12 protein-coding genes are annotated in these 13,742 nt (G+C 72.1%); all 12 read left to right on the top strand.

Features of this window, described 5'->3' with window-relative positions:
* The 12 genes from ACFT4A_RS04340 (at position 1) to ACFT4A_RS04285 (ending at position 13,716) form a co-directional block, all read left to right on the top strand.
* Positions 1-1,230, top strand: coding sequence for an MFS transporter (locus ACFT4A_RS04340; protein ID WP_382825824.1), 1,230 nt, complete (start codon positions 1-3; stop codon positions 1,228-1,230).
* A complete protein-coding gene (locus ACFT4A_RS04335) occupies positions 1,223-1,960 on the top strand; it encodes a TSUP family transporter (protein ID WP_382825822.1) in 738 nt (245 codons plus the stop codon). The genes ACFT4A_RS04340 and ACFT4A_RS04335 overlap by 8 nt, the downstream gene beginning before the upstream one ends.
* Before the next feature lie 48 nt (positions 1,961-2,008).
* Positions 2,009-2,881 carry an NAD(P)-dependent oxidoreductase gene (locus ACFT4A_RS04330; RefSeq protein WP_382825821.1) on the top strand — a complete coding sequence of 291 codons (873 nt, stop codon included), beginning with the start codon at positions 2,009-2,011 and terminating at the stop codon, positions 2,879-2,881.
* Positions 2,878-4,170, top strand: coding sequence for an ATP-grasp domain-containing protein (locus ACFT4A_RS04325; protein WP_382825819.1), 1,293 nt, complete (start codon positions 2,878-2,880; stop codon positions 4,168-4,170). The genes ACFT4A_RS04330 and ACFT4A_RS04325 overlap by 4 nt, the downstream gene beginning before the upstream one ends.
* A gap of 4 nt (positions 4,171-4,174) precedes the next feature.
* Positions 4,175-4,732 carry a pyridoxamine 5'-phosphate oxidase family protein gene (locus tag ACFT4A_RS04320; RefSeq protein ID WP_382825818.1) on the top strand — a complete coding sequence of 186 codons (558 nt, stop codon included), beginning with the start codon at positions 4,175-4,177 and terminating at the stop codon, positions 4,730-4,732.
* 170 nt (positions 4,733-4,902) lie between these two features.
* Positions 4,903-5,628, top strand: coding sequence for a sensor histidine kinase (locus tag ACFT4A_RS04315; RefSeq protein ID WP_382825817.1), 726 nt, complete (start codon positions 4,903-4,905; stop codon positions 5,626-5,628).
* 20 nt (positions 5,629-5,648) lie between these two features.
* Positions 5,649-6,326: a response regulator gene (locus tag ACFT4A_RS04310; RefSeq protein WP_382825816.1), complete on the top strand. Its 678-nt coding sequence runs from the start codon at positions 5,649-5,651 to the stop codon at positions 6,324-6,326.
* Positions 6,326-7,291, top strand: coding sequence for a hypothetical protein (locus tag ACFT4A_RS04305; RefSeq protein ID WP_382825814.1), 966 nt, complete (start codon positions 6,326-6,328; stop codon positions 7,289-7,291). The genes ACFT4A_RS04310 and ACFT4A_RS04305 overlap by 1 nt, the downstream gene beginning before the upstream one ends.
* Before the next feature lie 42 nt (positions 7,292-7,333).
* Positions 7,334-8,560, top strand: coding sequence for an MFS transporter (locus ACFT4A_RS04300; RefSeq protein ID WP_382825812.1), 1,227 nt, complete (start codon positions 7,334-7,336; stop codon positions 8,558-8,560).
* A gap of 65 nt (positions 8,561-8,625) precedes the next feature.
* Complete coding sequence (locus ACFT4A_RS04295; RefSeq protein ID WP_382825810.1) at positions 8,626-11,271, top strand: WD40/YVTN/BNR-like repeat-containing protein; 2,646 nt, start codon at positions 8,626-8,628, stop codon at positions 11,269-11,271.
* A 44-nt stretch (positions 11,272-11,315) separates the two neighbouring features.
* Positions 11,316-11,930: an RraA family protein gene (locus ACFT4A_RS04290; RefSeq protein ID WP_382825809.1), complete on the top strand. Its 615-nt coding sequence runs from the start codon at positions 11,316-11,318 to the stop codon at positions 11,928-11,930.
* Between the two features lie 220 nt (positions 11,931-12,150).
* A complete protein-coding gene (locus tag ACFT4A_RS04285; RefSeq protein ID WP_382825808.1) occupies positions 12,151-13,716 on the top strand; it encodes an amino acid adenylation domain-containing protein in 1,566 nt (521 codons plus the stop codon).
* The last annotated feature ends 26 nt before the right edge of the window (positions 13,717-13,742 follow it).

The raw sequence follows: 13,742 nt of genomic DNA, 5'->3' as shown, positions 1-13,742 counted from the left end.
GTGAAGCTCACCGCGGGCGGCCGCCGGCTCGCCGTCGCCGCGCTCGTCCAGTCGCTCGGCATCGGCCTGTTCATGGCGAGCTCCATGGCCTACTTCACCCGGCAGGTGGACCTCTCGGCGAACCAGGTGGCCTCCGGGCTCGCCCTCGCCGGTGTCGTGGCCCTCGGGATCTCGCTGCTCGGCGGGGTCCTCGCCGACCGGTACGGGGCGCGGCGGGTGCTCGCCGCCGTGTACCTGGGGCGTGGGGTGTGCTGTGGGGCGTACGTCTTCGTCTCGGACTTCTGGCAGTTCATGGCGGTGACGCTGTGCGCGGTGGCGTGCGACCGGGCGGGGCCTCCGGTGCTCCAGGCGCTGGTCGCCGTGGCCGTGCCCGAGCGCCAGGAGCGCACCCGGCTGCTCGCCGTGGTCAATGTCGTACGCAACTGCGGGCTCGGGGTCGGCGCGATGGCGGCCGGCGTCGCGCTCGTCAGCGACACCCAGGCCGCCTACCGGGTCACACTGGCCGTCATCGGGCTCGCCTTCCTGGGCGGTGCGGTGCTGGTGCTGCGGGTGCCCGAGCCGGCCGCGCCGAAGGCCGGGGCCGCCCCGGACCGGGCCGGGGAACGGCCGGTCAGAAGCCGGGTGCTGCCCGACGGGCGCTATCTGGCGCTGACGGGGCTCAACTTCGTGCTGTTCTTCTTCGACACGATGCTGCTGATCGCGATGCCCGTGTGGGTCCTGGAGCACACGGACGCCCCGCGGGTCACCGTGTCCGTGCTGTTCACCCTGAACACCCTGCTCGTGGTGGTTCTTCAGATCCCGGTCAGCAGGCTGGCGACCGGCCAGCGGCGCACCACCCGGATGCTGACGTGGACGGGTGCCGTGCTCGCGGTGAGCAGCCTGTGCTTCGCCGCGTCCGGCTCCGTCGCGGGCGGCCTCGCGGTGGCGTGGCTGGTCACCGCCGTGGTGCTGCTGTCCCTGGCCGAGGTCATCGCCAACTCCGCCGTATGGGACCTGTCCATCGCCCTGGCCCCCGAGGAGCAGCGCGGACGCTATCTGTCCGTCTTCAATCTGAGTGTGGCCGGACAGCGGGTCCTCGGTCCCGTGATGGTCACCGGGCTGCTGCTCGGTTCGGGGCCGCTCGGCTGGGTCGTGGCCGCGGCGGTGCTCGTGGTGGCCGGCGGCGCGGCCGAGCGGGTCGCCCGCTCGGCCGGTGAGCGCATGAGCGCCAGGGTGCCCGTCGATGCCTGAACTGCCCGTCTTGGTCTGCGCGTCCGTCGCGGTGTTCCTCGGCGCGCTGGTCCAGGGCAGCGTGGGAGTGGGGCTCGCCCTGGTGTCGGCGCCGGTGGTGCAGATCGCCGCGCCGCGGCTCATGCCGGGGTCGCTGCTCCTGGTCGCCGCCGTCCTGGCCGTGCTCGGGGCGGCCCGGGAGATCGCCCACACCGACTGGCACGGCGTCTCCTGGGCGCTGGCCGGGCGGATCGCGGGCACGGCGGCGGCTTCGTACGTGATCCTCGTGGTCTCGGGGCCGACCCTCGATCTGCTCTCGGCGGGCATCACGCTGGGCGTCGTCTCGCTCCTCGCCTCCGACCCGGCCCGGCTTCCCCGGAACCGGGGCACACTGCTCGCCTCCGGCGCCGTGGCGGGCCTCACCGGGACGACGTCGTCGATCGGCGGGCCGTTCATCGCGCTCGTCTACCACCGGGAGCCCGGGCCCACGGTCCGCGGCACCCTCGGGGTCTTCTTCACGGCCGGGGCGCTGCTCTCGCTCGGCTCCCTCACCGCCGTCGGCCGCCTGCCACGCGAGCAACTGGTCTTCGGGGCGCTGCTGTTGCCGGCCGTGGTGGCCGGATTCGCGCTGTCGGGGCCGGTCCGGCGGCATGTCGACGGCGGCCGGATGCGCCGCGCGGTGCTCGCCCTCGCGGTGGCCGCCGCACTTGTCCTGATCGTCCGGGGGCTGGTGGCCGCCGGCACGCCATGAGCGCGTCCGCCGGACGCGCGAGCACATGTACCGAGAAAGGAACGGATCATGCGGGTGGGATGTGCGGGACTGGGGTCCATGGGCGGCGGGATGTGCCGTCGGCTCGCGGAGCGCGGGTTCGACGTGGTCGCGTACGACGTCGATACGAGCGCCGCTGCGGCGGCCGGCGCCCACCCGGGCGTGCGGACTGCGGCGGGCGTCGCGGACCTGGCCGCGCCGGTGGTGGTCACCATGCTCCCCGACGGCGCGGCCGTGCGGCAGGTGGCCGAGGAGCTGCTCCCGCACCTCGCCGCCGGCTCCCTGATCATCGACACGGGTTCCTCGGCACCCGGTGACACGCTGGCACTGGGCACAGCGGCCGCCGCGTACGGGGTGTCCGTGGTGGACGCGCCGGTCTCCGGCTCCCCGGCCGCCGCGCGGGCGGGTGAGCTGACGCTGATGGCCGCGGGGGAACCCGGGGCGGTGGAGCGGGCGGAGCGGGTGCTCGGCGCGCTCGGCACGGTGTACCGGGTGGGTCCGGCGGGCGCGGGACACGCGCTGAAGGCGCTCAACAACCTGCTCTCCGCGGTCAATCTCGCCGTGGTCGCCGAAGTCATGCTCGCCGGGCGGGCGTTCGGCCTCGAACCCGCGGTGATGCTGGAGGTGATCAACGCCTCCACCGGCCGCAACCACGCCTCGCAGACGAAACTCCCCGACCATGTGCTGTCCGGTACTTTCGACTCGGGCTTCGCGCTGCGCCTGATGCTCAAGGACATCCGCATCGGCACGTCGTTGCTCGACTCCGCGGGCGGCCCCGCCTCCTTCGGCCACGCCTGCCAGGAGCTGTGGGAGAAGGCGCACGAAGAACTGCCGGCGGGCGCCGACAACGTCGAGGTCGTGCGCTGGCTGGAGAACGCATCGGGACGGGAGTTGCGCGCATGACGCAGGAGAACGCACCGCGGATCGCGGTCATCGGCGGCCAGGTCGCCGCCCTGAGGAAGGCACGGCAGGCCGGCTTCGACATCGTCTGGGTGCACGGGCCGCACGAACTCGACAGGTCGGGCCTGGAGCTGGTGGCCGAGGCCCACCTCACGGACTACCGCGACCCGCGGGCCGTCGCCGATCTCCTCGCCGCCGTGCACCGGCACCGGCCGCTGGCCCGGGTCGTCTCGATGATCGAGGACGGTCTGGAGTCGGCGGCGGCCGCGACCACGGCGCTCGGCCTTCCCGGCACCGGCCTCGACACCGTCCGCGTGTTGCAGGACAAGCTGGCCTTCCGGGAGCTGCTCGCCGACCGCGGCATCGAAGGGGTCGCCGCCCGGCTGGGACACGACGAGGCCGACATCCGCGCCTTCGTCGCCGAGTTCGGACCCACGGTGATCAAGCCCAGGTACGGATCCGGCAGCCTCGGCGTGCGGCTGGTGCACGGCCCCGGCGAGGTCGCCGAAGTGGCTGCCTGGGCAGCGGAGTTCGGGCTGCACACATTCGTGATGGAGGAGTATCTGCGGGGCCCCGAGTTCAGCGTGGAGGCGTTCAGCTTCGCGGGCGAGCACGTGGTCGTCGCGTACACGGCCAAGGAGAAGCTGGACTCCTTCGTCGAGGTCGGGCACGTGCAGCCGGCGGGCCTCGACGCGGACGAGACGGCCCGGATCGCGTCGCTGGTCACCAGGATGCTGGACGCTGTGGGCATCGAGGACGGCCCCTCGCACACCGAGGTGATCGTCACCCCCGACGGCCCCCGCCTGGTGGAGTCCCACAACCGGCGTGGCGGCGACCGGATCGCCGATCTGGTCGACGAGGTGTACGGGACCGACATCGACGCGCTGGCCTTCCTCTGGTACGCGGGCCGCACCGCGCCCATCACGCCGGGCCCGGCCAGGGGCGGCGGCGCCATCCGCTTCCTGACCGCCGAGCCGGGCGTCGTCGAGTCCGTCACCGGAGCCGACGAGGTGCGCGCCGATCCGCGGGTGGTGGCCCTTCAGCTCTCCGTCGAGCCCGGGGCCACGGTGGCCCCCATCGCCTGGTCGTACGACAGGTCCGGGCTGCTCATCGTGCGCGGCGAATCGGCCGATGACGCGCGCGCCCGGGCCCGTCGGCTGGCCGACCGGATCACCATCAAGACCCGGCCCGGCACGGAGCCGGGCGCTCCCCGCTCCATCGCGGCCGTGGCCCCCCGGCCCGAACGGCTGCTCGGCACCATGCCTTCGAGTCCCGAGAAGTCGGAGAGGTAACCCCATGGGCAAGCTCTACGAGGGGCTGACCCCCGCGCTGCGTGACTTCATCGCCCAGGCACCCCTGTACTTCGCGGCCACCGCGCCTCTGTCCGCGGACGGGCATGTCAACGTCTCCCCCAAGGGCGGCATGGACACCTTCGCCGTCCTCGACGACACGACGGTGGCCTACCTGGACCTCATAGGTTCCGGAGCCGAGACCATCGCGCATGTGCGGGAGAGCGGCCGGATCACCTTGATGTTCTGCTCGTTCACCCGCCGCCCCAAGATCCTCCGGCTGTACGGCACCGCCCGCTGCGTCTTCCCCGACGCCCCCGAATGGGACGTCCTGATCGGCCACTTCGGCAAGCATCCGATCCCGCGGTCCGTCATGGTCGTCTCGCTGACCCGCATCACCGACTCCTGCGGATTCACGGTGCCGGAGATGGACCTGGTCCGCGAGCGCGACCTCCAGGACCAGTGGGGCATGCGCAAATCGGACCGGGAACTCGAGGACTACATGCGGCAGAAGAACTCCACCAGCATCGACGGCCTGCCGGCCCGCCCGCACCAGGAATCGTAGGACGACGGCCTCAGGAGCGATTTCCGGACGGGCATGGTCGGGCAGTGGCTCAAACTAAGTGGCGTGGGCAGGTGCCTTGTTGCTTGGATTCCCGGCGTGACTTCTGCCCATTTTGACAACAAGCCCGAGCGGGTATCGCCGCACACCCTCACCGAGCGAAGTGCCCGCCCGTGAGACACCACATCGGCCGTTCGTCGATGCCCTTGGAGGGCATACCTTCGGACGTACCGGACGTTCCGCACTTCGCCGACGCACACGTCCGGCGGCACGAGCGGCGCAACGCACTCCACACACTGCAGGGGCTGATGGAACTCGCCCGGCACGCCGGGGACCGACCGGCGCCGGGCACCTCACCGACGAGCCTTCCGCTCGCCGAGGTCGGCGAGATCGTGCAGCGGGTCGGCAACTCCCTGATCCGCGCCCAGCTGGTCGGGAAGCTGCTCGCCGCCTCGGAGCGCGGAGTGCGGCTGCGGCTCAGTCCCGGATCATTCCTGCCCCGCGACATCGACGGAGCCGGTGATGTCGTCACCGTCGTGGGCAACCTCATCGAGAACGCCGTCGACGCCGTCGCGGACATGTCCCGGTTCACGCCCACGGTGGAGGTCGCTCTCCGCCACGACCAGGGCGTCATCGAACTGAGCGTGAGCGACAACGGGACGGGCGTCGACCCGTGCCGACGGCAGTGGATCTTCGAGCGGGGCGCCTCCACCAAGCCGTCCCCCTCGCCCGCGTGGCCGCGGGGGCTGGGTCTCCCGCTGGTGCGGGCCATCGCCGAGGAGCGGGGCGGAACCATCACGGTCGGGGACCGGGAGGGCGGCGGCGCCGTGTTCACCGTACGGATGGCGGCCGTCCGCACACGCTTATGGATGTCGGTCGACAGACAAAAGTCGCGCTGACAATCGAAACCGGGGGAACCATGTTCAATGTGCTCGTCGTTGACGACGACTTCTATGTGGCGAAGATCAACGCCCATTATGTGTCGAACGTGCCAGGATTCCGGGTGGCCGGAATCGTGCACAGCGCCGCTCCGGCCCTCGCGGCCGTCGAGCGCGGCGGTATCGACCTGATCCTTCTCGACCAGTTCCTGCCGAACGAGAGCGGACTGTCCCTCACACGTCGCCTCCGGCAGATGTGCCATGACGTCGACGTCATCATGGTCACGGCAGACCGCCGGCCCACGTCGGTCCACGAGGCCCTGCGCGCCGGGGCCCTCTACTACCTCGCCAAGCCGTTCACCAGTGACGGCCTGCGCAGCAAGCTGGAGGCCTACGCCCAGCTGCGCGGCAACATCGACGAGGGCACGGAGATGGACCAGGCCCGCATCGACCGGACGTTCGGCGCCCTGCGCACCAAAGAGGCCGAGCACGCCATACCCAAGGGGTACTCGGAACGCACCGCCGAGCTGATCCTGCGCATCGTCGCGAAGTACGGGGCCGAACGGCAGGTTTCCGCCCAGGACGTGTCCGAGCAGGCGCGGATCAGCCGGTCGACCGCCCAGCGATACCTCAAGTACCTGGCCGGGAACGGCAAGTTGCGGCTCACCCTGCGCTATGGCGACAGCGGGCGGCCTCAGCACCTGTACTCCGGTCTCTGATGGCGGGGTACGGCAGCGGTGTGGCGCCCTGGTTCCAGCAGTGCGTCGTGGCCACGGGGCGGTTGCCGCTCCTGTCGTTCCTCGTCGGGCTGCTCACCGCCTTCGTGGGGATCCGGTTCAGCGTCCGGCTGATCCGGGCCGAGGTCCGCTGGTGGCCGGGAAACGTCCGGCTGGGCGGGCTCCATGTCCACCACGTGGTCTTCGGTGTGGTGCTGATGGCGGCGGCGGGCATCGCCGGGCTCGCCGTGCCGGACGGGTGGCCCGTCTGGCGCGCGGTCCTCGCGGTGGTGTTCGGGATCGGAACGGGGCTCGTCCTGGACGAGTTCGCGCTGATCCTGCACCTCGAGGACGTCTACTGGACCGAGCGCGGACGCACCTCGGTGGACGCCGTCTTCGCCGCCGTCGCCCTGAGCGGCATGATGCTGATCGGCATGCGCCCGCTCGGCCTCTGCCGCTGGGACGTTCTCAGTCGCGACGGAGCCACCGCGGTGTTCGCCGCCGAGGTGGCCGGTGCGCTCCTGCTCGCGGCGGTCACGCTGCTCAAGGGCAAGACCTGGACCGGTCTCGTGGGGATCTTCTGGCCGCCGCTGCTCGTCGTCGGCGCGCTGCGGCTCAGCCGGCCCCGGGCGCTGTGGGCACGCCGGTGGTACGGAGTCCGGCGCCCGGACAGGCAGCGGCGTGCCGAAGCACGTGAGAGCCGGTTGCGGGTGCCCCTGATGGCCGCCAAGGTGCGTGTCCAGGAGCTGCTCGCCGGGCGGCACGACCTGCCGGATCCCCGCCCCGCGCCGACGCACCGCCAGCGCTCCCCGCACTGCCCGGGCCGCGCCGGGCACGCCCGCTCACGGTCGTCGGCCGACCACAGGACCCGGCCGCGCAACGGCCGTTGGATTTACGAGAAGAACAGGCTTTCCGCCGTCAAGTCGGTTTGCGCCCACAACGGTGGCGCGTCCCCTCCCATGAACTAGCCTCCCGAACGAATTCTCAGCGATGCGACAGGAAGCCGATCCGTGCTGACCCGTGTTCTCCCCCCGCCCGGTCCCGCCCGGATGCTCACGTTCATCACCATGGTGATGAGCCTGGGGCAGGGGCTGTGGATGGCCATCAACGCGATCTACGCGGTGACCATGGTCCGTCTCACGCCGAGTCAGCTCGGCATCAGCGTGGGCATCGCGGCCGCTCTCGTCCTGGTGTCCAGCATCCCGCTCGGCCACCTCGCCGACCGGGCCGGGCCGCGCACGGTCCAGATGTGGTCGTTCCTGGCCCTGGCGCCGCTGACCGCCGCGCTGGTGTTCGTCGAGGGGTTCTGGTCGTATCTGCTCGTCACCTCCGCACAGGGCCTCGCCTACCGGGCCGGCAACAACGCCCGGAAGGCGATGATCGCGGCCAATGTCCCGAAGGGCGAGCGGGCCCGGGTCATGGCGTACATCCGGGCCGCGCTCAACGTGACCATGTCGATCGGCGCCTGCATCTCCGGCCTCGTCCTGGCCTGGGGCGAACGCGTCGGCTACCAGGGCGCCGTCCTCTTCACCGCGCTCTGCTTCCTCGTCACCGGCCTGCTCACCCTCAAGGAGGCACCGGTGCCACCGGTGCCGGCCTCGGCGGGCGCGGCCTTCGCGGTGCTGCGTGACATGCCGTTCCTGGCGTTCACCGCGCTGGACGGACTGCTCGTCACGCACGCGCTGCTGCTCGACATCGTGCTGCCGCTGTGGGTCATCAGCCACACGGACGCCCCGCGCTGGATGAGCGCGGCCATCCTGCTCGTCAACACCGCCTTCGTGGTGGCCTTCCAGACCAGGGCGGCCCGCGGCACCGACGATCCCAGGTCCGCGTCCTGGGCGAGCTTCCAGGGAGCGGGCTGTGTGGCGGCCGCCTGCCTGGTGTTCGCGACGACCGGCGGGAGCGGGATGGCGGCGGCCTGCGTCCTGCTGGTCCTGGGCGCTCTCGTGCACGCGCTCGGCGAGATCCGGCACGCGGCAGGCAGCTGGACCATCGCGTACGACCTCGCGCCCGACCACGCCCAGGGCCAGTACCAGGGCACGTACAAGATGGGCGGCGACGTCGGCAAGATGTTCGCCCCCGCCGTCTTCACCTGGCTGGTCATCGGCCACGGTGCGACCGGCTGGATCGTCCTGGCGGTGGCGTACGCCCTGCTGGGCGCCGCCATGCCGGCCGTCGTGGCCCGCGGTGTGCGCAGCCGGGCCGCCACCGCCGAAGAGGCCGCCGCCGCGGCCTGAGCCCCGGCCCGCCGTGCGCCTCGGCAAGCCCTTCCACACGCCCCTCACTCAGCGAGGTGTCACCCATGACCCGCACCATTGCCCCTCGGAGCGTCAACCTCCAAGGCGTCTGCCTGGTGGACGAGGCCCACGGCTGGGCCGTCGGCGACGGCGGCATGATCCTGGCCACCACGGACGGCGGCCTGCGCTGGCACGCGCAGGGCAGCACCGACAAGGACCTGCGCGCGGTGTGCTTCGCCGACACCGAGCGCGGCTGGACGGCGGGCCGGGACGGCGTCATCCTGCACACCACGGACGGCGGCCGGCACTGGGAGCAGCGGAGCACGGGCACGGACCGCAACCTGTACGGCATCTCCTTCGATGCCACCGGTCGCACCGGCTGGGCCGTCGGGGACAGCGGCACCGTCCTCGTCTCGACCGACGGCGGACTGACCTGGCGGCGGCAGCACTCCGACGACACGCACTTCACCCGCTGCTTCGCGCTGGACGAGAAGACCGCCTGGATCATCGGCAAACGGGGCAGCATCCACGCCACCACCGACGCGGGAGCGACCTGGGTCGTTCAGCAGAGCGAGGCCGATGCCGACCTGCGGGGCATCTACGCGGTGTCGCCCGACCTGTGCTGGGCCGTCGGCCGCATGGGCACGGTGCTGCGCTCCGAGGACGGCGGCGGCACCTGGATCCGGGCGGACAGCGGCACCGGCCTCGACCTGTACGGGCTGTGGGCGGCGCCCGACGGCCGTGAGGTCCGCACCTCCGGCGACGACGGCGTCATCCTCGCGTCCCACGACGGCGGCCGCACCTGGTCCCCGCAGTCCAGCGGCACGGCCAAGGACGTGGTGGCACTCGCGTTCATGCCCGACACCCGGCACGGCTGGATGGTCGGCGACTGCGGCCTTGTCCTCGCCACCCCGGACGGCGGTGAGACCTGGAGCCCGCAGCTCAGCGGCGTCCACAAGGACCTCGCCGGTGTGCACGGCTCGGGCGACGCCCGCTGGGCCGTCGGCCGGGACGGTCTGCTCGCGGTCACCACGGACGGCGGTGCCACCTGGCAGGTGGGCGACACGGGCAGCGGCGCACAGCTGTGGGACGTCACCTTCCTCGCCGACGCGCGGCGCGGGTGGGCCGTCGGCGACGCCGGCCTCGTCCTGGCCACGGACGACGGCGGTTCCACCTGGCACCCCCAGGACACGCCCACCGAAGTGCCGCTGCTGAGCGTCCACTTCGAGGGCGACCACGGCTGGGCGACCGGCACCGAGGGAACCGTCCTCGCCACCACCGACGCCGGCACCACCTGGCAACGGCAGGTCACGCCCACCGAAGTGCCGCTGCTGAGCGTCCACTTCGAGGGCGACCACGGCTGGGCGACCGGCACCGAGGGAACCATCCTCGCCACCACCGACGCCGGCACCACCTGGCAACGGCAGACCGCCCCGTCAAGGGCCACGCTCACCTGCGTCCACGCCGGCACCGGCGGCGCGGCACGTGTCGTCGGCCGCGCCGGCACCGTACTGACGACGAAGGACGGCGGCGTCACCTGGGAGACGCGGGACAGCGGCACCGACGTGAGCCTGTGGGGCGTCGCGTTCACCGCGTCGGGCGAGCACGGCTGGGCGGTCGGCGACGGCGGCACCGTACGGGCGACGAAGGACGGCGGCGTCACCTGGGAGGCACAGGACAGCGGCATCGCCGACAACCTGAAGGCGGTGTGGGCCCGTCCCGACGGCGCCGAGGTGTACGCGGTGGGCGACGGCAGCTCCGTCATCGCCACCGGGAACCACGGCGCGACCTGGTCCTCCCACGTGGCCAGCACCGGCCGGAATCTGTACGGCGTTCACATCTTCCCCACCGGCCGGGACGGCTGGGTGGTCGGCGACGGCGGCACCGTGCTGGCCACCCGGGCCGGACGCCGCTGGGCCCGGCAGCCCAGCGGCACGGCCGCGAACCTCTACTCGGTCTCGCCCGCCGACGACACCACCGCCTGGGCCGTCGGCCGGGCCGGAACCATTCTGGTCACGCGCGACTCCGGCATCTCCTGGCAGCACCAGGCCAGCGGCAGCAGCAAGGATCTCCTCGAGGTGCATATGCGCCCCGACGCCCGTACCGGCTGGGCCGTCGGCGACCGGGCCACCATCCTCGGCACCCGGGACGGCGGCAGCACCTGGCTGCACCAGCCGAGCCCGTACCCGGACTGTGCCCTGTGGGCGGTGGACTTCGCCGACGACCGCACCGGCTGGGCCGTGGGCACCGGCGGCACGGTCCTCGCCACCCGGGACGGCGGGGCCACCTGGGAGAAGCAGGACAGCGGCGGCACGGACGACCTGATCGACATCCACGCCGTGGACCCCGCCACGGCCTGGGCCGTCGGCCACCGGGGCACCGTCGCGCACACCCGGGACGGGGGCCGCACCTGGGAGCGCCGCGAGAGCCCCACCCGGCAGAACTTCACCGCCGTGCACTTCACGCCCGACGGCCGGACCGGCCGCGTGGTCGGCCGCAGCGACACCGTCATGACCTCGTACGACGCCGGCACGACCTGGCAGGTCGGCACCACGGGCACCGGGATGTCGCTGTGGAACGTGCGCAGTCTCTCCGCGCTCGACTCATGGATCGTCGGCGACGAGGGCATCGTGCTGTCGAGCTCCGACGGCGGTGCCACCTGGGATCGGCACTTCTACAGTCCGGAGAAGGACGCGGTCCCCGGCCGCTGACCGGTCCGCCGGCCGTGACACCACCCACCGAAACAGAGGAAGCAATGGACAACGCATTCAAGGACGTTCCTCCCACGACCCTCGCCGATCTGCTGGGCCGCGCCCAGGTCATGGACACCGGTATCCGTCCGCTGTGGAACTCGCCCCGTGTCGCGGGTCCGGCGTACACCGTGCGGTGCGAGCCCGGCGACAACCTGATGCTGCACGCCGCGATCTACCGCGCCGAGCCCGGCTCGGTCATCGTCGTGGAGTCGGGCGATGTGGACTACGCGCTGGCCGGCGGCAATGTGTGCGCCGTCGCCCAGCGCCGGGGTGTCGCGGCGTTCGTCGTCGACGGTGTCATCCGCGACCTCGGCGAGGTGCGCGAGGCGGGCTTTCCCGTCTTCTCGCGCGGTGTCATCCCGATCCCCGGCACCAAGAAGAAGGTCGGCTCGCTCGGTGAGCCGGCCCGCGTCGGGGGCGTGCTCGTGCACCCCGGCGACATCGTGGTCGCCGACGAGGAAGGCATCGTCGTGACTCCCGCCGCCCGCCGGGAGGAGATCCTCGCGGCGGCTCAGGCGAAACTGGCCAAGGAGGCCGAGGAGTCCCTCGACGCCTGGGAGGCGAACCACCGTGCCCGCATCGACAAGGCGCTGAGCGACCAGGGCTTCACCGGCTGAGCGGACCGGCTTTCCCTTGCGGCTGCGCACCCCGGAACACCGACCGGGGTGCGCAGCTGTTTCGCTTTCGGGCCCCTCGGCGATTAGCCGTGCGGCAAACGAGCAGAACGCGCTTTTCTCGGGATAGCGGTGTTTAGGGATTCAGCGCGCACAAACGAGCTGTCGGGAGGCAGCGTGACTAGCGTCGGTCGGGTCCAGTCATCGATGAGTTCGGATCGACATGACCACAGCACTGAATGTGCGCCTGGGAGCCGGCCTCCTCCACCACGCGCGCGTCCTGCCCGACAGCGTCGCTCTGACCATCGGCAGCCGCGGCTACACCTACGAGGAGGCCGCGGCCACCGCGCGACGGTGGGCCGCCCTGCTGGTCGAGGCGGCCGGCGGCCGGCCCCGCCGCGTCGGCGTGTTCGCCCACCGCAGCGAGGCCTCGTACCTGGGCGTCGCCGCCGCGCTGTGCGCCGGCGCCGCATTCGTGCCGCTGAACCGGAAGTTCCCGGCCGAGCGCACCCGGTCCATGCTCCAACGGGCCGACGTCGACGCGGTGATCGTCGACTCCGCCTCGCTGCCCGGCCTCGCCGGGATACTCCGGGACCTGCCGCGCAGCCCGGTCGTGCTGCTGCCCGACGCCGTACGCGGCCAGGCCGTCGATCTCGGGAACGACGTACGGGTACTGGACGCCATGGACCTGGCCGTGGCCGCGCCGCTGGAGCAGCTGCCGGAGGTGTCGCCCGACGACATCGCGTATCTGCTGTTCACCTCGGGCAGCACCGGCGTGCCCAAGGGCGTCCCGGTGACCCACGGCAACGTCCGGGCGTTCCTCGACGCCAACCAGGAGCGATACCGGCTCACGCCCGACGACCGGCTCACGCAGACCTTCGACCAGACCTTCGACCTGTCGGTCTTCGACCTCTTCATGGCGTGGGAGAACGGCGCGCGGGTCTGCTCGATGGAGTCCATCGAAGTCCTGGCTCCCTTCAGGTACCTGGAGCGCAACGGGATCACGGTGTGGTTCTCCGTGCCCTCCGTCGCCGCCATGCTGCGCAGGCGCGGAGTGCTGCGGCCCGCCACCATGCCCACGCTGCGCTGGAGCCTGTTCTGCGGCGAGGCACTCCCCCGCGCCACCGCCGAGGCCTGGCAGGCCGCCGCTCCGGGCTCGGTGGTCGAGAACCTGTACGGGCCGACCGAGCTCACCATCGCCTGTACGGTGCACCGCTGGGACCCGGCCACCAGCCCCGCGGCCTGCGTGCACGACAACGTGCCGATCGGCCGCCCGTACCCCGGCCTCGACTCCCTGGTGGTGGACGAGGAGTCGAACCCGGTGCCCGACGGGGAGACCGGCGAACTCTGCATGACGGGACCGCAGGTCACCCCCGGCTACTGGCAGGCCCCCGAGATCACCGCGGAGCGCTACTTCTCGCACGGCGGCCGTACCTACTACCGCACCGGAGACCTGGTCCGGCTTCAGGACGGCGAATACGTCTGCCTCGGCCGCAACGACCAGCAGGTCAAGGTCGGCGGCCACCGCGTCGAACTGGGCGAGATCGAGGCCGTGCTGCGCCGCGCGGGCGCCGTCGAGGCGGTCGCCCTGCTGTGGCCCGACGCGGACACCGTCAGCGCCGTCGTCTCGGGCGCCACGGATCCGGCCGCGCTGACCGAGGCCTGCGCCGACGCGCTGCCCGCCTACATGGTGCCGCGCTCGGTCCACGTCGTCGACGAGATGCCGGTCAACGGCAACGGCAAGACCGACCGCGGCGCGCTGCGCAGACGACTCGACGAAGGTCTCTGACCTCAAGAACGAGGTCTGCGGACCTC

This window comes from Streptomyces sp. NPDC057099 (assembly GCF_042671245.1).
Lineage (GTDB): Bacteria > Actinomycetota > Actinomycetes > Streptomycetales > Streptomycetaceae > Streptomyces > Streptomyces purpurascens.
This window is presented reverse-complemented; position numbering and strand designations above follow the sequence as displayed.